This window comes from Polaromonas sp. P5_D5, from assembly GCF_054049435.1.
In genome coordinates this window covers 1,060,280-1,081,370 of sequence record NZ_JBFUMJ010000002.1, presented here as the reverse complement: position 1 = coordinate 1,081,370, position 21,091 = coordinate 1,060,280, and the positions used below count along the sequence as shown (strand labels likewise).

Below are 21,091 nucleotides of genomic sequence, written 5' to 3'. Positions count from 1 at the left end.
TTGTGGTTCTCACACACCGCAATGACTCACCTATGGCTGGCTCCCTGTCAGGGGTATATTGTCTACACGAAAGAAACGCAAAGGCACGCACATGACCCGACCAATCCTGCTGCTGGTGGAAGACAACCCTGCCCATGTCGAGCTCACCATGGTGACGTTGCAGGAAAACGGTGCGGACCATGAAATCATCGTTGCCCGCGACGGCTCGGAAGCCCTGGAATACCTTTTCTGCGAAGGTGCTTACAGCAACCGGACCAACGACCATCCGCCCGAACTCGTCATGCTGGACCTGAATTTACCCGGCCTCAGCGGGCTGGAAGTCATGCAGCGCATGCGGGCCGACCCCCGCACCTTCTTTGTACCCGTCATCCTCCTGACGTCCGAATCCAAATATTCCCCGGTGGTGAAAGAGCTCCAGGGCGGGCTCAACAGCTACGTTCGCAAGCCGCTGCACTTTCGGGATTTTCAGGAAAAACTGGAACAGGTGCGCGAATACTGGCGCACATCCAACTTTGGGTCCTTGCTCAAGCCCTGAAAACGCCGCCGTTGGTGGGCCTGAGGTCCTGAGGACTGCCAAGGCCGGACTGGCGAGACGCCTCCGCAAACAGGCATGAAAAAGCCCACATAGGTGGGCTTTTTGCTGGGAATTTTTGGTCGGAGTACAAGGATTCGAACCTTGGACCCCCTGGTCCCAAACCAGGTGCGCTACCAGACTGCGCCACACTCCGACAAGTCCAAGATTATAGCCCGAACTTGGCTCACTTTCACGCACGGCCCCAACTTTTCTCCACGCTACGGGGGCCAGCACGTTCCATAAGGCTGGCAGTACCCGCGGGCGCTTCCAAACAAAGCCTGCCAAAATCGCACCCCAAAGGAGACTGCCATGGCCATCAAGATCGTGAGGCTGGGTACGACACGCACCGCTGGCGAGGGACTGCGCATAGGCACGGTGCGCCGGCCACCGCGCGGTATACCCAAAACGGAGTTTGCATCCGGTAACTGGTATGACGTGTGGTACCCCAATTTGGCGCCCAGCGTGGAAACCATGAAACTGGGCCAGTCGGTTAACTCCGACAAGGACTGGGCAGCCTTCAGCAAGAAATACCGGGCTGAAATGAACGAACCAGATGCCAGCCGCAACCTGGACTTGCTCGCGGCGCTGTCGCACCAGACGAATTTCGCGATGGGTTGCTACTGCGAGAACGAGGCGCGTTGCCACCGCTCGCTACTGCGGGACCTCCTCAAGGAGCGCGGCGGCAGGATTGGTTAGCCCCCACGGTTGCTCACTGCGTGTAGCGTCCTGCCCCCCGAGGGGGCCGCTGCGCCTGCGGTCTGGCAAAGCCAGTCCCGCGGCCCCGACTTGGCTTAAACCACACCCTTAGAGTTTGACGTATTCATACTCAAGTGGATTCGCGTTAATGCCGCGATCAGGCGGCGCGATCCAGGCCGCCATCTTGCCGGGCTCGGTCACGCGGTTCATCAGGCTTTTCACAAACGCCGTGTCGGCCGGCGTGGGTAGCCACTGGTCTTTTTTCGCCTCGAAATCGGCGGCGCTGATCGGATTGCCCAGCGGATCGGTGAAGTTGCCGGCCCAAGCGCCGACTTCGCGACGGAAACGCGTCGAGGGCAGGGTCAGCTCAAAGTCTACACCCGCGCGCTTGATGCCCATGTTCCAGCGCGTCACGCCGACATTGCAGTCCTTGACGTATTCGAGCCGCGTGATTTCATTCATGCCGTTGCGGGTTGAAATCGTCTCGTTTTTAGTACCGCCCTGCCCGTTCGGCACAACGATGCTCATCTCGGTTTCGAGCTCCACGTGGTCGGCGAACTTGGCTTCGTCCGGCCGGCCCTTGATGCCATTGCTGAAGTAGTTGGCGGCGTTGGACGACGCTTCCGAGCCGAACAGGTCCAGCGAAGAGGTGAACCAGAAGTTCATGAATTTTTGCACCGTGGGCAGGTCAATCACGCCGGCTTTGCGCAGCGTGGCGACATCGTCGGTATCCAGCTCTTTCATCACCTCCAGCGTGCGCTTGATGACTCGGCCCACGCCGGTTTCACCCACAAACATGTGGTGGGCTTCTTCCGTCAGCATGAAGCGTGTGGTGCGGGCCAGCGGGTCGAAAGCGGATTCAGCGAATGACTTGAGCTGGAACTTGCCGTCACGGTCGGTGAAGTAGGTGAACATGAAGAAGGACAACCAGTTGTCCATGGGCTCATTGAAGGTGCCCAGGATGCGCGGCTTGTCGGCGTCTCCGCTGTGGCGCATCAACAGCTCTTCTGCTTCTTCACGGCCGTCGCGGCCAAAGTGCGCGTGCAGCAGATACACCATGGCCCAAAGGTGGCGGCCTTCCTCAACGTTGACCTGAAACAGGTTGCGCAGGTCATACAGCGAAGGCGCAGTGTGGCCCAGCAGGCGCTGCTGCTCGACCGAGGCCGGCTCGGTGTCGCCCTGCGTCACGATCAGGCGGCGGAAGGTCGAGCGGTATTCGCCGGGCACGTCCTGCCAGACCTCTTCACCCATATGGTCGCCAAAGCCGATCTTGCGACCCTCTTCCTTGTCAGCCAAAAAGATGCCCCAGCGGTAGTCGGGCATGGGCGTATAGCCGTAGCTGGCCCAGCCTGATGCATCCACGCCGACGGCGGTGCGCAAATAGACTTCCTTGGCCTTGAAGTCACTGGGGCCCATCTCGTCCCACCAGTTGAGAAAGGCGGGCTGCCAGTGCTCGAGCGCGCGCTGGAGCTGGCGGTTTTCGCCGAGGTGGACGTTGTTGGGGATGAGGGCTTGCAGATCTATTGAGCTCATGGCGTTCTTCCATCAAATAAGTTGCGAGGCGGCAGCAGCAATGTCAGTACCAGTGCCAGCGCGGAACCGGCTTTGCCGGGCCGCAGGTGGCGCCCCCTGGGGGAGGCGCCGCAGGCGCTTCGGGGGGTTACACCCTCTTCCAGTCGAACTTGGCTTTCTTGCCCGTGCCGAAAAGTTTCAAGGCACCGTCCTCACCCACCGCATTCGGACGAATGAAAATCCAGTTCTGCCAGGCCGAGAGCCGCCCAAACACGCGCGTCTCCATCGTCTCTTTCCCCGGGAAGCGCAACGAGGCTTCCATGCCGGTCATGGCGTCGGGTGAGAGCGAGGCGCGCTCTTCCAGCATGATGCGGATCTCGTCTTCCCAGTCGATGTCATCGGGCGTCAAAGTCACAAGGCCCAGCGCCAGCGCCTGGTCGGCACGCAGCGGGCTGTCGCCGAGTTTTTGCAACTGTGCAATGGTGGCATCGTCTTCGCAGAATCGGGTTTGCAGGCGTGTCAGGCCATTGACGGCGGGGAACCAGCCGAAGTTGGCCGGGCTCAGTTGCAGTGCAGGCGCGGCATCTGGTGAATCGGGCAAGTCCAGCATGTAGATGCGGTCGCAGGCCAGGGCCAGCTCGTAGAAAGTGCCGGCAAAGCACGAACCCGCATCGACCAGCGCAATCAGCGAACGGCTGGTGACGTCCAGCCGGGCCAGGGTGCGGCGCAGCGCGCCCGTGGTTTCCTTGACCAGCCAGTGGTCCTTCAGTTTGGCCAGCGTTTCGTCCATGCGGATCACCTGGCCGGCATCGCCGGTGGTCTTGATGACCCAGGTGCCGACTTCCAGTTCGTTGGTGCGCAGGTTGAGGATGGCGTCGTCCAGTTCGCGCTGCAATTTCAGCGGGTACCAGTTGGCGCCTGCGGCTTCGATGGCATCGGGCGTGGACTCAATGGCTGCGGCTGGCGCTTTTACCGTGATGGTGGCAATGCGCTTTTCGCGGTCGACCTGCGCGTTAACCAGGCTGTAGTGATAGCCGGCGTCATCAATAACTGCTTTCAGCGGTGTGAGCTCAATGCCTTTTGAGCCCGTAGCCCTTGTAGACTGTGCGCGAAGTGCTTCAATTTCTGCAGCAAGCAGATCGCCAAACTGCTGCGGCTTGGCGTGGGCGTCGATCAGTTTCCAGTCCTTGGCGCGGTCGGCGCGCACGCCTTCACTGGTCGTGCAGAAGATATCGGCCAGATCGCGGCGCACCTTGCGCTTGTCGGTCACGCGGGTCAGGCCGCCAGTGCCGGGCAACACGCCCAACAAGGGCACTTCAGGCAGGCTGACGGTGGAAGAGCGGTCGTCCACCATGATGATGCGGTCGCAGGCCAGGGCCAGCTCGTAGCCGCCGCCGGCACAGGCGCCGGTCACCGAGGCAATCGCCTTGAGGCCGTCATGGCGCGAGGAGTCTTCCAGGCCGTTGCGGGTTTCGTTGGTGAATTTGCAGAAGTTGACCTTCCAGCCGTGCGTCGACAGGCCCAGCATGTAGATGTTGGCGCCCGAGCACCAGATCTTTTCCTTGCCCGACTCGAACACCACCACCTTGACGGCCGGGTGCTCAAAGCGCACACGGTTGATCGCGTCGTGCAGTTCGATGTCCACGCCGAGGTCGTAGCTGTTGAGCTTGAGCTTGTAGCCGGGCATGATGCCGCCGTCTTCGTTGATGTCCAGCTTCAGACGCGCGACGTCACCCTCCACGCTCAGCGTCCAGTGCTGGTATTTGCTGGGGTGGGTGGAGAAACTCACGAGCTCGCGCTCCTGGCCTTCGATGACCTGTTTGAATAAAAGCGGTTCTGTCATGGCGTTCATGGGGTGTCTCCGGTTATGCCCGTTCGACGGTGTCGCGGACGGTTGTTTTGGGAACGGCCCGTTCCAGGTCTTTGAGGCTTTGTTTCAGTGTGCGCGCAGCGGTATCAACCACGGCGTCGGCGCGGGCATAGAGCGCTTCGCGGCTCGAAAGGATGCGGCGGATGTCTTCCATCGCCTCGTCGGTCGCGCCGCGGGTCGTGTCGAAAGGCCGCATGTCGCCCTGGGCCACCACGCGGGCCATGTGTTCTTCGGGGCTGGCTTTGAGCCAGACGCAGTAAAAACGGCTTTGCAGCAAATCGAAGGTTTCGCGCTCGCTCACGATGCTGCCGCCCGTGGTCATGACAACGCCATTCGGGTGGTCTTCGGCGATGCGGAACAGCGCGCGACGCTCATAGCGCCGGTAGCCGGCCTGCCCATGCAGCAGCAAAATTTCGTTCATGCTGGTGCCGGCTTCGCGCTCAATCTCGCGGTCCAGCTCGATAAAAGGCACGCCACGCTCGGCCGCCAGCTGGCTGCCCAAGGTGGACTTGCCGGCGCCACGCAGGCCGATCAGCGCTACCCGCTGCTCGCGGCCCAGTGAGTCGCTGAGGCCGAAGGTGCTGCCAAGCAGGCTGTAGGCCTGGTCGAGCTGGGAGTCGTCCAGCCGAGTCAACAGGCCTTGCACACGGGCCAAAGCCGGCCGCGGCGCGTCTTGCAGCAGCTCAAGAATGGAAATGTTCAGCGCCCGGGCCGCGGCTTCCAGGGAATTGATTGAAACGTTGCCCTTGCCGGTTTCCACGTCGGCCAGAAAGCGCTCGCTCAGGCCAGAGTCCGACGCCAGCTGTTTGCGCGTCATGCCCCGACGCGCGCGCCAGGCACGAACACGGGCGCCCAGTTCACTGAGCGTGGCTTTCGATTCCTGTTCGGACATGATTTCCAAGAAGCACCTGTGTAAAAAGTCGCCCTTTCAGGGCTTTGTCAGTTGCATTTCGTTTAAATTGCAGTATACTTCAGGTTAAATTGATGTCAAGCAGTTTATTGCATCTTTTATTTGGAGACTTCTTGATGAAACTCAAAATCCTTGTAGGTACCATGACCAGTACCGCCGACTATGTTGCACAGGCCATTCAAATGGATTGTGCCGACCTGGTCAGCGACATTGAGGTCGAACTGATGGACAACCTGGACATCAGCGTCTTTGATGCTTCGAAGGCGGAAGATGCACTTTATCTCATCTGCAGTTCCACCTACGGCTCCGGCGATGTGCCCGACAACGCCCGTGCCCTCTACGAATCATTGAGCGCCAACCCGCAATTCCTGGGGCATGTGCGCTACGGCGTTATCGCGCTCGGCGACCGCACCTATATGCAGACCTTCTGCTTCGGCGGCAAGAAGTTCGACGAACGCCTGACCGACCTGGGCGCCCAGCGCATCGGCGATATCTGGTGCCACGACGCCAGCAGCGGCACCATGCCCGAGACAGAAGGTACCGAGTGGTGCCGCCAGTGGCTCACCGGCGCACTGCAGACGCTGGGTGCCAGCCCGGCCACCGCTTGATCTGCATCATGAATTTATAAGAAATCGGCCCGTAGCGCTTGATGTGCGTGCGCAAGCAGCTACCAAAATAATAGCAAGAGCAATCTGGAGACAAGCATGCAAGCAAGCACCGCAGACCATTCGGCAAGCCCGCCACGGGTAACCATTCCGCGCAATTACAACGCCGCGCACGACCTGCTGCAGCGCAATGCCGGCCGTGCGGGCAAGGCCGCCTTCATCGATGCCACCACCGGCGAGGCGCTGACTTACGGCGAACTCACCGACCAGGCCCACCGTTTTGCCAACGCCTTGCGTGCCCAGGGAGTTGCCCCTGAAAGCCGCGTGTTGCTGGCCATGCTGGACACGCCGCAATGGCCCGTCGCTTTCCTTGGCTGCATTCTTGCGGGCGTGGTGCCCGTGGCGGCCAACACCCTGCTCACCCCTGCCGACTTCGAGTTCATGCTGCGCGACTCGCGGGCGCAAGGCCTTGTCGTCTCCAATGCCCTGCTCCCGGCCTTTGAGCCGCTGCTCGAGAAAATGGACACGCTGAAAACCGTGATCGTCGCCGGCATTGAAGAGTCCCCGTCATATCCAACGCTGGCCGGCGTCCTGCGTGCGCAACCAGCTACCAAAACCATAGCAGACACCTGCGCCGACGGCGTCTGCTTCTGGCTTTATTCCAGCGGCTCGACGGGTGCACCCAAAGGCACCGTACACCTGCACAGCCACCTGATCCAGACGGCCGAGCTGTATGGCCGCGGCGTGCTGGGCATCCGGGAAGACGACGTGGTGTATTCCGCCGCCAAGCTCTTTTTTGCCTACGGCCTGGGCAACGCGCTGACTTTCCCCATGAGTGTGGGTGCCACCACGGTGTTGCTGCCCGCGCGGCCCACGCCCGCTGACGTGTTTGCGTTGCTCAAAAAATACCAGCCCACGATTTTTTATGGCGTGCCCACTTTGTATGCGGCCCTGCTGGCCGATCCGGCCCGGCCGGCGAAGTCCGAGTTGCGCCTGCGCGTGTGCACCAGCGCCGGGGAAGCCCTGCCCGCTGAAATCGGGAAAAAATGGACTGCGCAATACGACTGCGAAATCCTGGATGGCATCGGCTCCACCGAGATGTTGCACATCTTTTTAAGCAACCGTCCCGGCCAGGTGCGCTACGGCACAACCGGCCAGGCCGTGCCGGGTTACGGGCTGCGCATCATCGGCGACGACGGGCGTGAATGCGCCGACGGGGAAATCGGAGAGCTGCAGATCAGCGGGCCCAGCGCGGCCATCATGTACTGGAACAACCGCGCCAAAACCAAAGCCACCTTTGCCGGCGAATGGACCAAGAGCGGAGACAAGTACACCCGCGACGCTGATGGCTACTACACCTACGGCGGACGCAGCGACGACATGCTCAAGGTCGGCGGCATTTACGTCTCGCCGTTTGAAGTCGAAGCCTGCCTGATGACGCACCCCGCCGTACTGGAAGTGGCGGTGATAGGCGTGGCCGACGCCGACGAACTCGTCAAGCCCAAGGCCTATGTGGTGCTCAAGGTCGGGCAGGCCGCCACCGTAGACGAACTGAAGGCCCATGTGAAGCTGCAGCTTGCACCTTACAAATACCCGCGCTGGATTGAATTTGTGAACGAGCTGCCCAAGACGGCCACCGGCAAGATCCAGCGCTTCAAGCTGCGCCAGCCGCACTGACATGGAAAACCCCGGGAAGCAGGCATCCGGAAAATACCCTGCGCCGGAGGGTCAGAAAATGCGCGAATCGGGCACGGGTATTGCTTTAGGCATAAACAATTTAATCTTCAATCTCGGGTTTTACACTAGGGCTGCATACACAACGCACGCTTACTATTCGTCTCACTGTCTTCAGTCTCAACCAGGAGCTATTCCATGACTTCACGCCGACTTGTATTGACCCGCAGTGCTGCCGTTATCGGTGCCGCTTCCACCGGCCTCTTGCTGCCCGAAATCGTGCGTGCGCAGTCCGCCAAGGTGCGTGTGGGTTTCATGCTGCCCTATACCGGCACCTTCGCCCAGCTCGGCGTCGCCATTGAAAACGGCTTTCGCATGGCCATCAACGAACAAGGCGGCAAACTCGGCGGCCGCGAAATCGAATACTTCAAGGTCGACGACGAGTCCGAGCCATCCAAAGGCATTGAGAACGCCAACAAACTGGTGCAACGCGACAAGGTCGACGTACTCGTCGGCACGGTGCACTCGGGCGTGCAGATGGGCATCCAGAAAGTCGCCCGCGACTCCGGCGTGCTGAGCCTGATCCCCAACGCCGGCGTGCATGCCGCCACGCGCAGCCTGTGCGCGCCCAATGTGTTCCGCACGTCTTTCACCAACTCGCAACCCACGCGCGCGCTGGGCAAGGCCATGGTCGACCGCGGCCACAAAAAAGCTGTGTGGATCACCTGGAAATACGCCGCAGGCGACGAGGCCTTTGAAGGCTTCAAGGAAAGCTATACCGCCGCGGGCGGCACCATCGTCAAGGAGCTCGGCCTGCCCTTCCCGCAAGTCGAATTCCAGGCCTTGCTGACCGAAATCGCCGCACTCAAGCCAGATGCCGTGGCCTGCTTCTTCGCCGGCGGCGGCGCGGCCAAATTCATCAAGGATTACGCCGCCTCGGGCCTGAAGGAAAAGATTCCCCTGTACGGCTCCGGCTTCCTGACCGAAGGCGTGCTCGAGGCCGCCGGCCCCGCTGCCAACGGCATCATCACGACCATGCACTACAGCGACTCGCTGCCAACGCAGCGCAATGGCCAGTTCCGCCTGAGCTACGCCAAGACCTTCCGGCTACAGCCCGACGTTTACGCCGTGCAGGGCTACGACACCGGCCTGCTGCTGATTCAGGGCGCCAACGCGGTGAAGGGTGACCTGAGCAGCAAGCCGGCGCTCTACAAGGCCCTGGAAGGCGCCGTCATCGACAGCCCGCGCGGCAAATGGACCATGAGCCCGTCGCACAACCCGGTGCAGGACATGTACCTGCGCGTGGTCGAGAACAAGGAAAACAAGGTGATTGGTGTGGCAGCCAAGGCGCTGGCCGACTCAGGCGCCGGTTGCAAGATGGCCTGAAGACGTGGCCCCCACGGTCGCTCACTTCGTGTAGCTCCCTGCCCCCCGAGGGGGCCGCCCGCCTGCGGTCTGGCAAAGCCAGTCCCGCGGCTCATGCTGGTATGAAGTCACATGGGCCGCCCCGCCTCATTCTTAGGTAAAACTGGTATGAGGTGTGCTTTCTGTCTTGTAGCATCCTCACCATGACGCTCACTACCTACCTCCTCTACGTCGCAGCAGTCGCCCTGCTGATCCTCACACCCGGCCCGACCATGCTGATGTGCATGACGAATGCGCTCAACCATGGTCCGCGCAAGGCCATGACTTCGGTGGCTGGAAGCGTCAGCGCGGTGCTGTGTGTGATGCTGCTGTCGGCCATGGGACTAGGCGCGTTGCTGGCGGCGTCTGAAACCGCCTTTACCGTAGCCAAGGTGATTGGCGCTGCATATCTGATCTGGTTGGGGATCAAGACCTTCCGCAGTGAAGCGGCTGTCTTTGATCCTGCCGCAGGTGAAGCACCAGCCCAGCGCCGTTCGTTTTTCCTGCGCGGCTTCCTGGTCGGCGCCAGCAACCCCAAAGCGGTCCTGTTCTTTGCCGCGTTCTTCCCGCAATTTTTGAATCCGGCCGCGCCCTTTGTGCCGCAATTCGCCATCCTCGCCCTCACCTTCATGGCGTTTGAGTTCACCGTGCTGACCGGCTGCGCCTTGGGCGTGGCGCGCATCGCACCGCTGCTGAGATCCAGCCGGGCCGTGCGCTGGTTTAACCGCGTCTCCGGCGGTTTATTCACCCTGATGGGCAGCCTCTTGTTATTCACACGCCGTCACACCTAATCGGATTTATGGATCTCGCCAACTTCCTCATCCAGTTGCTCAACAGCGTCCAGTACGGCCTGCTGCTGTTCATGCTGGCCGCCGGCCTCACGCTGATTTTCGGCATCATGGGTGTGGTCAACCTGGCCCACGGCAGTTTCTACATGCTGGGCGCCTACCTGGCCTGGTCGCTCAGTACGCTGACGGGCAGCCTCACGCTGGCCATCGTGCTGGGCGCGGTGCTGTCGGTCGCCTTCGGCCTGGCTTTGGAGTGGTTGCTGTTCAGGCACTTCTACCAGCGCGACCACCTGGACCAGGTGTTGCTGACCTTTGGCCTGATCTATATCTTTGAAGAAGTGCGCTCCATCCTCTGGGGCGACGATGTCCATGGCGTCACGATTCCCGACTTGCTGGGCGCCTCGATTCCGCTTACCGACAACCTCTCCTACCCCGTCTACCGCCTCTTTATGTCGGGTGTTTGCATCGCGCTGGCACTGGGCCTTTATTTCATGATCTCCAAAACCCGCCTGGGCATGAAGATACGCGCCGGCGCCTTTAACCGCGACATGGCCGAATCGCTGGGCATCAACATCAAGCTGATTCACGCCGTGGTGTTCGCGCTGGGCGTGGGCCTGGCCGCAGTGGCCGGCATGATCGCCGCACCCGTGGCCAGCGTCTACCCCAACATGGGTTCGCAAGTCCTCATCATGTGTTTTGTGGTGGTGGTCATTGGCGGTATCGGCTCGGTGCGCGGTGCGCTGATCTCGGCCCTGCTGGTCGGCCTGGTCGACACCATTGGCAAGGTGCTGCTGCCTTCGATGGCGGGCATGCTGGTTTATATGTTGATGGCGGCTGTCCTTTTGTGGAAACCAGAAGGACTCTTTAAACAATGAATTCCATGGCCCCCACGCTTGTCACTTCGTGTACTGCGCTGCCCCCCGAGGGGGCGCTGCGCCTGCGGCCCGGCAAAGCCGGTTCCGCGGCCCCGGCCTGGAGGGGAAAAGCCTCCACACATCCAGTTCAGTTATCGGCTAAAGCGCTATGAGTTCAGCCAAATCCAATCTCGAAATCCTGCCGCGCGGTGTGCAGGTGGCGCTTGGGCTCGGCCTCATCGCGCTGATCGCCTTCCCTTTTGTCGGCACCGACTTCTACACCCAGATGGTCACGCGCATGATGATCATGGCGATTTTTGCCATGAGCCTGGACCTGCTGCAAGGTGTCACCGGGCTGGTGTCGCTGGGCCATGCAGCCTACTTCGGCCTGGCAGGTTATGCGCTGGCCTTTTTGACACCTGCCGGCGAGCCTGTCAGCCTGTGGTGGACTTTGCCAGTGGCCGTGGCGGCCTCGGGCCTTGCCGCACTCATCATCGGTTTCTTCGTGGTGCGCACCCACGGTATCTACTTCATCATGGTCACCATGGCGTTTGCGCAGATGGTGTTCTACCTCTTCTTCGACAACAAGGTGCTGGGCGGCTCCGATGGGCTGTACATCAACTTCAAGCCCAGCGCAGCCATCTTCGGCTGGGTGCCCTTCGACCTCGACAAGAAAATCACGCTTTACTACTTCACGCTCGCGGCCGTGCTGCTGGTCTACGCCTTCTTGCGGCGCCTGCTCTGGAGCCCCTTCGGCCGTACGCTGGCAGGCATACGCGTCAACGAGCACCGCATGCGCGCCATGGGCTTCGGTACCTTCGGCTACAAGCTCTCGGCCTTCACGCTGGCTGGCGCGCTGGCGGGCCTGGCTGGTTACCTGTGGGGTGCGCAAACGGGCTACATCAACCCCGAGCTCATGGGCTTTCACATGAGCGCGCATGCCATCATGATGGTCATCCTGGGCGGCATGGGCAATTTTGCCGGTGCCATCGTTGGCGCGTTCGCCTTTGAGTATTTGCTGCACGTCTTCAAGGACCTGCCGCAAATCGGCAGCGTCAACCTGGGCAAGCACTGGCAGCTGTGGATGGGCCTCTTTATCGTGCTGCTGGTCACGTTTGCGCCGCGCGGCATCCTGGGCCTGGTCGAAAAATTCACCCAGCGCAAGAATAAGGCGGAGGCCGGCCATGAGTGAAGTCCTCCTCAGTGCAAAGAACCTGACAAAACGCTTCGGCGGGTTGGCTGCCGTCAACGACGTATCGGTCGATCTCTGGCGCAACCACATTCACGCCGTCATCGGCCCCAACGGTGCCGGCAAATCCACGCTGACCAACCTGCTCTCGGGCGACTTGCCGCCGACCTCGGGTACGGTCACTTTGGGTGGGCACGACATCACTGGCTGGACACCCGAAAAAATCTCGGGCAAGGGCCTGGGCCGCAGCTACCAGAAGACCAACATCTTTTTGCCTTTCAGCGTCTGGGAAAACGTGCGGCTGGCGTCACAGTCGCGTGCGCCGCATGCCGCGCACTGGCTCAAGCGCGCCACGAACTTCGCGGCAGTCAACACCCGCGCAGAAGAAGCGCTGGAACTGGCCGGCCTGCAACACCGCAAGCACAGCATCGCCGGCACTATCAGCCACGGTGAGCAGCGTCAACTCGAAATCGCCATGACGCTGGCCACCGAGCCGCAGGTGCTGCTGCTCGACGAGCCGCTGGCCGGCATGGGCGTGGCCGAGGCCGAGCGCATGGTCGCCCTGCTGCTGGCCATCAAGAAAAACCACGGCATCCTGCTGGTCGAGCACGACATGGACGCGGTGTTCACGCTGGCCGACAAGCTCACGGTGATGGTCAACGGCCAGGTGATCGCCAGCGGCACGCCGGCGCAGATCCGTGCGGATGCCGGTGTGCAAGCCGCGTACCTTGGCGAGGAGCATTCATGAACACGCCAGAAAAACAAATTGACATCCTGATCGCCGCCCAGGACATCAACACCTACTACGGCGCCAGCCACGTACTGCGCGGCATAGACTTTCACGTCACACGCGGCGAGACCATAGGCCTCATGGGCCGCAACGGCATGGGCAAGAGCACGCTGCTCAAAAGCATCATGGGCCTCGTCAAACCGCGCTCGGGCTCGGTCGCAATCAACGGCAGGCCCATGACGGGCGCCCCGCCCTACGAAATCGCCCGCCTCGGCATCGCCTATGTGCCCGAGGGCCGCGGCATTTTCGGCAATCTCAGCGTGACCGAGAACCTCAAGATGGCGGCGCGCGCCGGCAGACCAGGAAGCGCCGCAGACGGCGTGGGCCGCAGAAACGACTGGACCTACGAGCGCGTGCTGGAGACCTTTCCGCGCCTGAAAGAACGCCTGAACCACGGCGGGCAGCAGCTTTCGGGCGGCGAGCAGCAGATGCTGACGATCGGCCGCGCGCTGATGACCAACCCCGACGTACTGATCCTCGATGAAGCCACCGAAGGCCTGGCGCCGCTGATTGCGCGGGACATCTGGCGCATCTGCGGCCTGATTCGCGAAACCGGCATCAGCAGCGTGATCGTCGACAAGAACTGGAAACACGTCACCCAGATCACCGACCGCAATGTGATCCTGGTCAAGGGCCAAGTGGTGTTTGAAGGCAGCTCGGCCGAGCTGCATGCCAGGCCGGAATTGTTGGCCCAGTATCTGGGCGTTTAGGCTACCGGCGCGCCTGCGCCATGCCGGCAATGGCTATCATTTTAATAGCTTGCTGCGCCCGTCCCTATTGCCTTCGAGCCTGATTTCTTATTAAAACCGGGCACCCTACAGCAGTGACCGCAACTCGCGCGCTGCATCCAGCAACAGCGGCAGCAGTTCTTTTTGCAGCAGGTCTGCACGCAGCCGCTGCGGCGACGACACCACATTGAGCGCGGCCACCGTATGCCCCTGCATATCGCGCAGCGGCACGGCCAGCGCATGCACGCCCAGCTCATGCTCTTCGCTGGCCACGCAGTAATCGTCTAGCCGCACCTGGTCAACAAGCGCGCGAAGTTTGCGCGGGTCGGTCGTCGTGTGCAGAGTCAGCCGGGCCAGGTTGCCTGTGTCGGTCCTGGCCTTCAGCCAGGCATTGAAATCGCTTTTTGTTTTGGCAGCCAGCAGCACGCGCCCGGTGGAAGTCGCATGCGCCGGCAGGCGCGCACCGAGGTGCAAGCCGTAAGCCAGTACGCGCGCCGGCGCCGCCCTGCCGCTGTCTGCCGGTGACTTCCACTCAAAACCGCTGCGGCCGATGATGACAATCTCGTCGCCGTCCAGCACCGCGACGGAAAACGACTCCTGCGTTTGCGCGGCCAGCCGGTTCAGCGCGGGCTGAACAGCGCGCGGCAGGCGCGCGGTGGCCAGGTAGCTGCCTGAAAAGCGCAGCACCTTGGCAGCCAGCCAGAAATAGCTGCCGTCGGTTTCGAGGTAACCCAGGTGCGTGAGCGTGAGCAGGTGGCGGCGCGCGGCCGCCCGCGTGATGCCCGCGCGTTCCGCTGCCAGCGTGGCGTTCAGGCGCTGGCGCTGCGTGTCAAAACTCTCGAGCACGGCCATGCCTTTGGCCATGCCTTCAATCATGTCGGGCTTGGCGATCGGGAAAGTGCCGGTTTTCGAAACGGTTTTTGAAGTGACCATTGCGCGATCATCGCACAAGTGAGCCGGACATCGTGCAAAGCCGCAGCCACGCGCTGGGCACGGCGCACGCAGCCGCATAACCTTCTCGCATGGGGCACATTGCCCGACAAATTAAACGGAGACACCATGCGCGTACAGGTAGCCATCGTGGGCGGCGGCCCCGCCGGGCATTTGCTGGGCCAGCTGCTTTATAAGGCCGGCATCCATGCCATCGTGATTGAGCAGCGCAGCAAGGAATACGTGCTGGGACGCATACGCGCAGGCGTACTGGAGCAAGGCACGACCGACCTGCTGGACGAGGTCGGCGTAGGCGGCCGCATGCACAAGGAAGGCCTGGTGCACGGCGGCTTTGCCCTGGGCTTTGGCGGCGCCCATCACCGCATTGATATGCAGCAACTGACCGGCGGCAAACAGGTGATGGTCTACGGCCAGACGGAAGTCACACGCGACCTGATGGACGCGCGCGCTGCAGCAGGCCTGGCAACCGCCTATGAAGCCGAAAACGTGAGCCTTCATGACTTTGACGGGCCACACCCCAAAGTGCGTTATGTGCAGCACGGCGTGGCGCACGAAGTGGAATGCGACTTCATCGCCGGCTGTGACGGCTTTCACGGCGTGAGCCGCGCCAGCGTGCCGGCCAATGCGCTGCAGACCTTTGAGCGCGTCTATCCTTTCGGCTGGCTGGGCGTGCTGTCGGAGACACCGCCGGTTTCCCACGAACTCGTCTACAGCAACCATGCGCGTGGTTTTGCCTTGTGCAGCATGCGCAGCCACACCCGCAGCCGCTATTACGTGCAATGCCCGCTGGACGACAAGGTGGAGAACTGGAGCGACGACGCCTTCTGGGACGAGCTGCGCCGCCGCCTGGCGCCCGAGCTGGCGGAAAGCCTGGTCACAGGCCCCTCGATTGAAAAAAGCATTGCGCCGCTGCGCAGTTTTGTTGCCGAGCCCATGCGCTTCGGCCGCCTCTTCCTGGCGGGCGACGCGGCCCACATCGTGCCGCCCACGGGCGCCAAGGGTTTGAATCTGGCGGCCAGCGACGTCCGGTACCTGGCTCGCGCACTGGCAGAGTTTTATGCGGGCAGCGAAGCCGGCATCAACAGCTATTCAGACACCTGCCTTCGCCGCGTCTGGAAGGCTGTGCGTTTCTCCTGGTGGTTCACCTCGCTCATGCACAAGTTTCCCGATGCAGGTGGCTTCGGGCAAAAGCTCCAGGAGGCCGAGCTGGATTACTTGATCCATTCGCAGGCAGCGTCAACGGCGCTGGCCGAAAACTACGTGGGCTTGCCGCTTTAAGCCTGAACTTTTTCGGAGTGGCGTAAATCAGGCACCCGTTGCACTGATCGCCTGCCGGGCCCACACCAGCAACTGCGCCGGGTCATCGAGCAGCTCCGCGGGCGCGGCATAGTACTTGCGCACCTGCACCACACCGTTCTTTGTTGAGTAGCTGAAGGGCCTGGAGCCCTTCTTCTCATACGCCAGGCGCGAGGTGTCGTCCACCCGGAAGTACAGGGTGTTGCCCATGACCATGGCGAACTGTTTGCCACCGTGCTTCATCGCATGGCCACCAAAGAACTTTCCATCGCGGATATCTCCCAGCGGCGCCAGCAGTTCACGCACATAGCGGACAAATTCGGCGCTGGCGCTCATGCTGCCCGCCCGACTGCAGAGATTTTTTGCTTGAATTTCATGACAGCCATTATGGCGACGGACGCCTGCCGCCCGTCAGGCATTGCGGGTCATTGAAGGTGGCCGGATTGGCGCGGTCACAGGGAATGCGGCAATTGCCCGCACCCCGGCAAGCCGATTTAACGGACTCCTTGGCGGTTTGTTCCCAGTTGATATCGGCGCAGGCGCTGAGCAGGGCGACCAGGGCCGCGGCGATGGCAAGACGTTTCATGAGGAAGCTCCAGAACAATGAATCAGGTGGTGTCGTCTGGCCGCGAAACCAGCAGGTCCCCCGGCTGGCAATCGAGAAATTCGCAAATGCGCATCAGCGTGTCAAAGCGCACGCCCTTGACCTTGCCCTGTTTGAGCAAGGACAGGTTGGCTTCGGTGATGCCGACATACGCGGCCAGGTCTTTCGATCTGGCCTTGCGTTCAGACAGCATCACATCGAGTTTGACAACGATGGGCATGCGGTGAGCGGTAAGCGGTAGGCGGCGAAAGAATCAGACGAACTGCGCGTTCTCTTCGGCCAGTGCCACTGCCCGCGCCATCACGGCGGCGATTTGCCAGACCATGCCGGCAAACAGCAGCGTGAGCAGTTCATTGCTGCCCATGCCCAGGGACAGTGCACGCTGGCCGGCCGGTGCGCCGGATGTCAGCACCAGGGTGATCAGCGTTGACGACACCACGCTGGCCACCACCGACGCAAAAATGCCGGCGGCAAAACCGCGCAGGTATTTGACAGTGCGCACACTGAAATATTCGGCCTGCGAAAAGCCGGAGAAGCAGCGCATGGCGCACACCAGCCCGTACGACGCGCAGCACACCGGCAGCACGCCCAGCAAGGCAGCAAAGCTTTTCTGGGCCAGCGTGACGTCAAGCGCAGCGGCTTGCGATGCCGACAACACAACCCCGGCGCGCAACAGCAGACTTTCAACGGGCGTACTGAGCAGGTGGTAAGCCACCGCCAGCGGCAATGCCACCGCCAGCAAGGCACAAGCCCAGGCCAGCACGCTGCTAATACCCTGAACATCCGGCCCGGCGGGGGTCATGGGAGTTGCCGTATTTTTCAAGGGAGCACCTCTTTGCCTTGTTTAAAGGCCTTCAGTGTCTCAGAATAATTACTGTAAAACAATAATTAATAGCCATTAAACAGAAATTTTCTTCTCATCCAACCATCCGGCAGTGACACCTGTGAAGCCGCCGCTCAGGGGTTTGAGGTAAATTGACCCCACAACCGCCCGGTGCCCGCCGCTTTGCGGCCCCTGCCCGTTCACAGTGACCTCCATGCCGCCCTCACCCTCCAAACCCGCCCCCATCCGCAAAACAGCCTCCACTGCCAAGGCGGTCCAGCCAATGCAGTCACTCAAAGGCGTGCGCGTGCTGAGCCTGGCGCTCAACCTGCCGGGCCCGGCCGCCCTGATGCGCTGCCGCGAAATGGGCGCCCGCTGCGCGAAGCTGGAACCGCCACCGCCCGAGGGGGCTCCGGCCGGCGCATCGGGTGACCCGATGAAGCTCTATAACCCCACCGCCTATGCAACCCTGCATGCGGGTGTGCGCATCGCCACAGCCGACCTGAAAACCGAGCGCGGCCAGACGCTGCTGCACCGCGAACTCGCCAAAACCGATGTGCTGCTCACCTCCTTCAGGCCAGCCGCGCTGGCCAAGCTGGGACTGACATGGAAAGCACTGCACAAACAGCACCCGCACCTGAGCCAGGTCGCCATCGTCGGCAGCCCGGGGGAACGGGCTGACGAGCCGGGCCACGACCTCACCTATCTGGCCCAGAACGACCTGATCACCGGTGTGGACCTGCCTGCCACGCTGTACGCCGACATGGGCGGCTCATTGATGGCCAGCGCAGCCGTACTGCAGGCCGTGATGCACCAGCGGGCAAAAGGCAAAGGTATCTTTCTTGGAGTGGCCCTTTCCGGCGCGGCGGCTTACCTGGCCCTGCCCCGCGCCTGGGGGCTGACCCAGCCCGGTGCTGCGGTGGGCGGCGGGCATGCGGGCTACCGCGTGTACCGCTGCAAGGACGGACGCGTAGCACTCGCCGCGCTGGAGCCGCACTTTGCCGCGAGCCTGTGCGCAGCGGCCGGCGTGACGGCCTCCAGCATGAAGGCCATGTTTGCGCCCGCGACGCATGCGGCTATTGAGGCCTGGCTTCTGGGCAAGACGCGCAAGGAGCTGGACAAGCTGGCCGTGGAAAAAGATATTCCGCTACACACGCTGGAACGGTAATTCACTTGCACCGAACCATATATTCATGAGGAAGCAAGGAACGATTGCACGCTGGGACGCGGCACGCGGATTCGGATTCATCCGCGGCGAAACCTCAGGTGCAGACGTCTTTTTCCATCTGCGAGATGTACGTGGCGGCATGCAGCCGCGCCAAGGGACGGTTGTCACCTTTGAAGAAATTCACGTCGGCGGTAAAGGCCCACGTGCGATAGCGATCGAAGCAATGAGTGCCGAACGGGGTCTCACCTCCAGCCCGGCTCGCTCTCGCACTGAAAAGAGGGACACCCCTCAGCGGCGCCCACAAAAGCAAGCCGCCGCTTCGGCCGCAGGACCCGGTTTCGGGCTCATGCTGCTCATCAGCATGGCCTATGGCGGGTTGATGCTTTGGGCTGTCTGGCGCTCGCTGCTGCCCTGGTGGACATTGCCGGCGTCGTTTGTGCTCAACCTGCTGACGTTCTGGGTGTACTGGGCGGACAAACGCGCGGCGCAGACCGGTCAGTGGCGCACACCGGAAAACACGTTGCAACTCCTGGCGCTGGCGGGCGGCTGGCCCGGCGCATGGCTGGCACAGCAGGTCTTGCGGCACAAGTCGAGCAAGCAATCGTTTCGGGATATCTACTGGCTGATGGTCTTCTTGCACGCGCTGCTTGTTTGGGCCTGGCTGTTTTGGCCGCCGCTGAGAAAGTCGCTGACTGTCTGGCTGTAGTTTCAGGCTATCAGACTGCATTCGCTATCAAATCAGGAGCTGCTTGCGCACGTCCTTATTGATCAAACGGCCGATTTTATGCACGAACCAGATGCGCCGGCACCTTCGCGCATCAATACAGGATGGAGGCTGCCGGCAGCCTTTGCCAGCGCTGCCCCAGCAACACCTGCCTGACGAAGCCGTACAGGGCCCACAAAAGCAACAAGGGGATCACCAGCGTCTGCAGCACAAAGATCACGATGAGCCGGACGATGTGTTCGGTGGCCTGCTCGGCCGCCCGCTTGAGGCTCTCGAAGTGTTTTGTCACGTCACCGTTCTTTGCCAGCCAGTCTTTCAGGCTGTCCACCAGGCCGCGGTTGTCGGGGGCTGCGGCGGCCGGCGAATTGAGCTGGCCGGCCTTGCCGGTGGCGCTGTCGATCAATTGCTGGCTGGCGGCATAGTCGGCCGCGAGGAATTTTTGCCACAGCATGTCGGTGCCCAGCGTGACCACCGGAACCGCAAAGCGCAGCATCAGCAGGATCACCAGCAACCTTGACAGCCACAAAGGCACCTGCGGCCTGCGCAGGTAACACCACCACCAGCCCAGCACCGTGGCACTCAGCGCCAGCGATACCGGCCAGTAGCTGCCGATGCTGATCAGCGCTTTTTGAACGCCGAACGCAACACTGGCCGCCAGCATCAAATGCGAAAACTGCTCCACCAGGTCGTTGACGGGATCCAGGATTTGCCCGGGCGCAAACGTGACACCCACGCCAAAAGGCTGCACCGACGCTTCAGTCCCCTGCGCCACCGAAATCACGCCGTTGAGCAGCCTGGCCGTGGCAAAACTCAGCAGCGCCCTTTTCAGGCCGGCATCCACCTGCCRCATCGCGGGGGCATCCAGCGGCGCCAGCCATGCACAGGCCAGCACAGCGGCCATGGTGAAAGCAGCAAGTGCTTTGCGGGCAATGTCCATGGTGTCTCCAGAAGGTGTGAATGAAGCCAGGGTCAGTAGAAGGTCTGAGGCCTGGCGGCTTGCCTCTACTTATCTTGCCAGAGAACCCCATCACATGCGGCCGTAACTACCCTCTCCTGCTGACTGCAAGAAGTCCATGACGTAAAACCGCGTCATGCGCCGGTCTTCTCGCGCGTAGCTCCATCAGGCCGCAAGTATTCACGCACCATGGCGCGTGCCCGGTGGATGCGGCTTTTGGTGGCTTCGCGGGTGAGCTGCAGGCGCTGCGCGATTTCGGTGATGGTGAGCTGCTCCATGTCGCGCAACAGCACCACCTCACGGTACATCAGCGGCAAGGACTCCAGTGCGCGGACGAGGTCGATGCGCAATTCGTCCTGCGGCATCTGCGCGAAGTACTGGTCCTTGTCGTAGTCGGTAAGCGCCTGGGTGCCGCGCATCAGCGCAAGCGCCGGCAGCATGCACAGCCGCGCGATGATCTTGAACATCCAGCCGCCCAGGGCTGCGGCGTCGCGCACGGTGCCGACGCGGCGGTAGATGATGATGAGCGCCTCCTGCACCACGTCTTCGATGGCGGAGCCGCGATGGCACTGGTAGCGGGCGTAGCGGCGGGCATCGGGCTGCAGCTGCCGCAGCAGCGAGGCCAGCGCGGCCGGCTCACCGGCCTGCGCTGCGGCAAAAAGGGCTATTTCAATGGCCATCACCAAGTGCCCGGCTTTTCCAGCCTGCGGCCCACCATGGCGCAAGCCGGGCAAAAGCCCAACAGCCCTGTCAGCGCTGTGACCACACCGGCGCAGGCCGCGAGCAAACCAGGCGGCGTTACACCCAGCACCAGCAGGCCGCAAACGGCCATCAAGGCGCCGGACACACCACGCGCCCAACGCTCTTTGGGACCCACATTTTTGCGATAGAACATGAAATCTCCTTTGGCTGCCGTCAAAAATGCGGCATCGCTGCAAGGAGGGGTCATGCGGGCAAAAGGATTCACGTTGGGGGA

Annotated in this window: 24 protein-coding genes, 1 tRNA gene and 1 pseudogene; 14 read left to right on the top strand and 12 right to left on the bottom strand. The window is 61.9% G+C overall.

Annotated features, from left to right (window positions below):
* Positions 1 to 91: 91 nt before the first annotated feature.
* Positions 92 to 535 carry a response regulator gene (locus ACXJKE_RS11735; protein ID WP_457280745.1) on the top strand — a complete coding sequence of 148 codons (444 nt, stop codon included), beginning with the start codon at positions 92 to 94 and terminating at the stop codon, positions 533 to 535.
* Positions 536 to 651: 116 nt separating this feature from the next.
* Here ACXJKE_RS11735 and ACXJKE_RS11730 read toward each other — a convergent pair.
* Positions 652 to 728, bottom strand: a tRNA-Pro gene (locus tag ACXJKE_RS11730).
* 155 nt (positions 729 to 883) lie between these two features.
* Between ACXJKE_RS11730 and ACXJKE_RS11725 the strand changes: the two genes are divergently transcribed.
* Complete coding sequence (locus ACXJKE_RS11725; protein ID WP_457280744.1) at positions 884 to 1,270, top strand: DUF488 domain-containing protein; 387 nt, start codon at positions 884 to 886, stop codon at positions 1,268 to 1,270.
* Positions 1,271 to 1,378: 108 nt separating this feature from the next.
* Here ACXJKE_RS11725 and boxB read toward each other — a convergent pair whose 3' ends face one another.
* The 3 genes from boxB to ACXJKE_RS11710 form a co-directional block, all read right to left on the bottom strand.
* Positions 1,379 to 2,803: a benzoyl-CoA 2,3-epoxidase subunit BoxB gene (boxB, locus tag ACXJKE_RS11720; RefSeq protein ID WP_457280743.1), complete on the bottom strand. Its 1,425-nt coding sequence runs from the start codon at positions 2,801 to 2,803 to the stop codon at positions 1,379 to 1,381.
* Between the two features lie 127 nt (positions 2,804 to 2,930).
* Positions 2,931 to 4,634 carry a 2,3-epoxybenzoyl-CoA dihydrolase gene (boxC, locus tag ACXJKE_RS11715; RefSeq protein WP_457280742.1) on the bottom strand — a complete coding sequence of 568 codons (1,704 nt, stop codon included), beginning with the start codon at positions 4,632 to 4,634 and terminating at the stop codon, positions 2,931 to 2,933.
* A gap of 13 nt (positions 4,635 to 4,647) precedes the next feature.
* On the bottom strand, positions 4,648 to 5,544 hold the full coding sequence (locus tag ACXJKE_RS11710; protein WP_457280741.1) for a helix-turn-helix transcriptional regulator: 897 nt from the start codon (positions 5,542 to 5,544) through the stop codon (positions 4,648 to 4,650).
* Between the two features lie 134 nt (positions 5,545 to 5,678).
* Here ACXJKE_RS11710 and ACXJKE_RS11705 point away from each other — a divergent pair, with 134 nt between their 5' ends.
* The 8 genes from ACXJKE_RS11705 to ACXJKE_RS11670 all read left to right on the top strand — a co-directional run bounded on the left by ACXJKE_RS11705 (position 5,679) and on the right by ACXJKE_RS11670 (position 13,576).
* Positions 5,679 to 6,170 (top strand): flavodoxin domain-containing protein, encoded by a 492-nt coding sequence (locus ACXJKE_RS11705; RefSeq protein WP_457280740.1) that lies wholly within the window; start codon positions 5,679 to 5,681, stop codon positions 6,168 to 6,170.
* 96 nt (positions 6,171 to 6,266) lie between these two features.
* Positions 6,267 to 7,844, top strand: a complete 1,578-nt coding sequence (locus tag ACXJKE_RS11700; RefSeq protein WP_457280739.1) for a benzoate-CoA ligase family protein — start codon at positions 6,267 to 6,269, stop codon at positions 7,842 to 7,844.
* A 195-nt stretch (positions 7,845 to 8,039) separates the two neighbouring features.
* Positions 8,040 to 9,227, top strand: coding sequence for an ABC transporter substrate-binding protein (locus ACXJKE_RS11695; RefSeq protein ID WP_457280738.1), 1,188 nt, complete (start codon positions 8,040 to 8,042; stop codon positions 9,225 to 9,227).
* 182 nt (positions 9,228 to 9,409) lie between these two features.
* Positions 9,410 to 10,036: a LysE family translocator gene (locus ACXJKE_RS11690; protein ID WP_457280737.1), complete on the top strand. Its 627-nt coding sequence runs from the start codon at positions 9,410 to 9,412 to the stop codon at positions 10,034 to 10,036.
* 8 nt (positions 10,037 to 10,044) lie between these two features.
* On the top strand, positions 10,045 to 10,908 hold the full coding sequence (locus ACXJKE_RS11685) for a branched-chain amino acid ABC transporter permease (RefSeq protein WP_457280736.1): 864 nt from the start codon (positions 10,045 to 10,047) through the stop codon (positions 10,906 to 10,908).
* Between the two features lie 148 nt (positions 10,909 to 11,056).
* Entirely contained in the window at positions 11,057 to 12,079 is a 1,023-nt protein-coding gene (locus ACXJKE_RS11680) for a branched-chain amino acid ABC transporter permease (protein WP_457280735.1), read from the top strand.
* Positions 12,072 to 12,824, top strand: a complete 753-nt coding sequence (locus ACXJKE_RS11675; protein ID WP_457280734.1) for an ABC transporter ATP-binding protein — start codon at positions 12,072 to 12,074, stop codon at positions 12,822 to 12,824. The genes ACXJKE_RS11680 and ACXJKE_RS11675 overlap by 8 nt, the downstream gene beginning before the upstream one ends.
* A complete protein-coding gene (locus ACXJKE_RS11670; protein WP_457280733.1) occupies positions 12,821 to 13,576 on the top strand; it encodes an ABC transporter ATP-binding protein in 756 nt (251 codons plus the stop codon). Before ACXJKE_RS11675 ends, ACXJKE_RS11670 begins: the two co-directional genes overlap by 4 nt.
* 105 nt (positions 13,577 to 13,681) lie before the next feature.
* On the opposite strand, the gene ACXJKE_RS11665 is transcribed toward ACXJKE_RS11670, so the two are convergent.
* Positions 13,682 to 14,527: an IclR family transcriptional regulator domain-containing protein gene (locus tag ACXJKE_RS11665; protein WP_457280732.1), complete on the bottom strand. Its 846-nt coding sequence runs from the start codon at positions 14,525 to 14,527 to the stop codon at positions 13,682 to 13,684.
* Between the two features lie 126 nt (positions 14,528 to 14,653).
* Between ACXJKE_RS11665 and pobA the strand changes: the two genes are divergently transcribed.
* The gene (gene pobA / locus ACXJKE_RS11660; protein WP_457280731.1) at positions 14,654 to 15,823 is read left to right on the top strand and encodes a 4-hydroxybenzoate 3-monooxygenase; all 1,170 of its coding nucleotides are present in this window, start codon (positions 14,654 to 14,656) and stop codon (positions 15,821 to 15,823) included.
* A 27-nt stretch (positions 15,824 to 15,850) separates the two neighbouring features.
* Here the strand turns inward: pobA and ACXJKE_RS11655 are convergent, their stop codons facing one another.
* From ACXJKE_RS11655 to ACXJKE_RS11640, 4 genes are read right to left on the bottom strand one after another with little or no spacing between them, the layout of a single operon-like run.
* Positions 15,851 to 16,177 carry a TfoX/Sxy family protein gene (locus ACXJKE_RS11655; RefSeq protein WP_457280730.1) on the bottom strand — a complete coding sequence of 109 codons (327 nt, stop codon included), beginning with the start codon at positions 16,175 to 16,177 and terminating at the stop codon, positions 15,851 to 15,853.
* Positions 16,178 to 16,226: 49 nt separating this feature from the next.
* Positions 16,227 to 16,427 carry a hypothetical protein gene (locus ACXJKE_RS11650; RefSeq protein WP_457280729.1) on the bottom strand — a complete coding sequence of 67 codons (201 nt, stop codon included), beginning with the start codon at positions 16,425 to 16,427 and terminating at the stop codon, positions 16,227 to 16,229.
* A gap of 22 nt (positions 16,428 to 16,449) precedes the next feature.
* Positions 16,450 to 16,665: a helix-turn-helix domain-containing protein gene (locus tag ACXJKE_RS11645; RefSeq protein WP_092127875.1), complete on the bottom strand. Its 216-nt coding sequence runs from the start codon at positions 16,663 to 16,665 to the stop codon at positions 16,450 to 16,452.
* A gap of 33 nt (positions 16,666 to 16,698) precedes the next feature.
* Entirely contained in the window at positions 16,699 to 17,268 is a 570-nt protein-coding gene (locus ACXJKE_RS11640; protein ID WP_457280728.1) for a DUF2975 domain-containing protein, read from the bottom strand.
* A 283-nt stretch (positions 17,269 to 17,551) separates the two neighbouring features.
* Here ACXJKE_RS11640 and ACXJKE_RS11635 point away from each other — a divergent pair, with 283 nt between their 5' ends.
* The 3 genes and pseudogenes from ACXJKE_RS11635 (at position 17,552) to ACXJKE_RS11625 (ending at position 19,142) form a co-directional block, all read left to right on the top strand.
* Positions 17,552 to 18,436, top strand: a complete 885-nt coding sequence (locus ACXJKE_RS11635) for a CoA transferase (RefSeq protein ID WP_457280727.1) — start codon at positions 17,552 to 17,554, stop codon at positions 18,434 to 18,436.
* Positions 18,339 to 18,644 (top strand): annotated as a pseudogene (locus tag ACXJKE_RS11630) (cold shock domain-containing protein); the annotation flags it as partial. The gene ACXJKE_RS11635 and the pseudogene ACXJKE_RS11630, both read left to right, overlap by 98 nt.
* A 138-nt stretch (positions 18,645 to 18,782) precedes the next feature.
* Entirely contained in the window at positions 18,783 to 19,142 is a 360-nt protein-coding gene (locus ACXJKE_RS11625; protein WP_457280988.1) for a DUF1294 domain-containing protein, read from the top strand.
* 112 nt (positions 19,143 to 19,254) lie between these two features.
* On the opposite strand, the gene ACXJKE_RS11620 is transcribed toward ACXJKE_RS11625, so the two are convergent.
* The 3 genes from ACXJKE_RS11620 to ACXJKE_RS11610 all read right to left on the bottom strand — a co-directional run bounded on the left by ACXJKE_RS11620 (position 19,255) and on the right by ACXJKE_RS11610 (position 21,010).
* Positions 19,255 to 20,097, bottom strand: coding sequence for a hypothetical protein (locus ACXJKE_RS11620; RefSeq protein WP_457280726.1), 843 nt, complete (start codon positions 20,095 to 20,097; stop codon positions 19,255 to 19,257).
* Between the two features lie 152 nt (positions 20,098 to 20,249).
* Entirely contained in the window at positions 20,250 to 20,795 is a 546-nt protein-coding gene (locus ACXJKE_RS11615) for an RNA polymerase sigma factor (protein WP_457280725.1), read from the bottom strand.
* Positions 20,795 to 21,010 (bottom strand): YgaP family membrane protein, encoded by a 216-nt coding sequence (locus tag ACXJKE_RS11610; RefSeq protein WP_457280724.1) that lies wholly within the window; start codon positions 21,008 to 21,010, stop codon positions 20,795 to 20,797. The genes ACXJKE_RS11615 and ACXJKE_RS11610 overlap by 1 nt, the downstream gene beginning before the upstream one ends.
* Between the last annotated feature and the right edge of the window lie 81 nt (positions 21,011 to 21,091).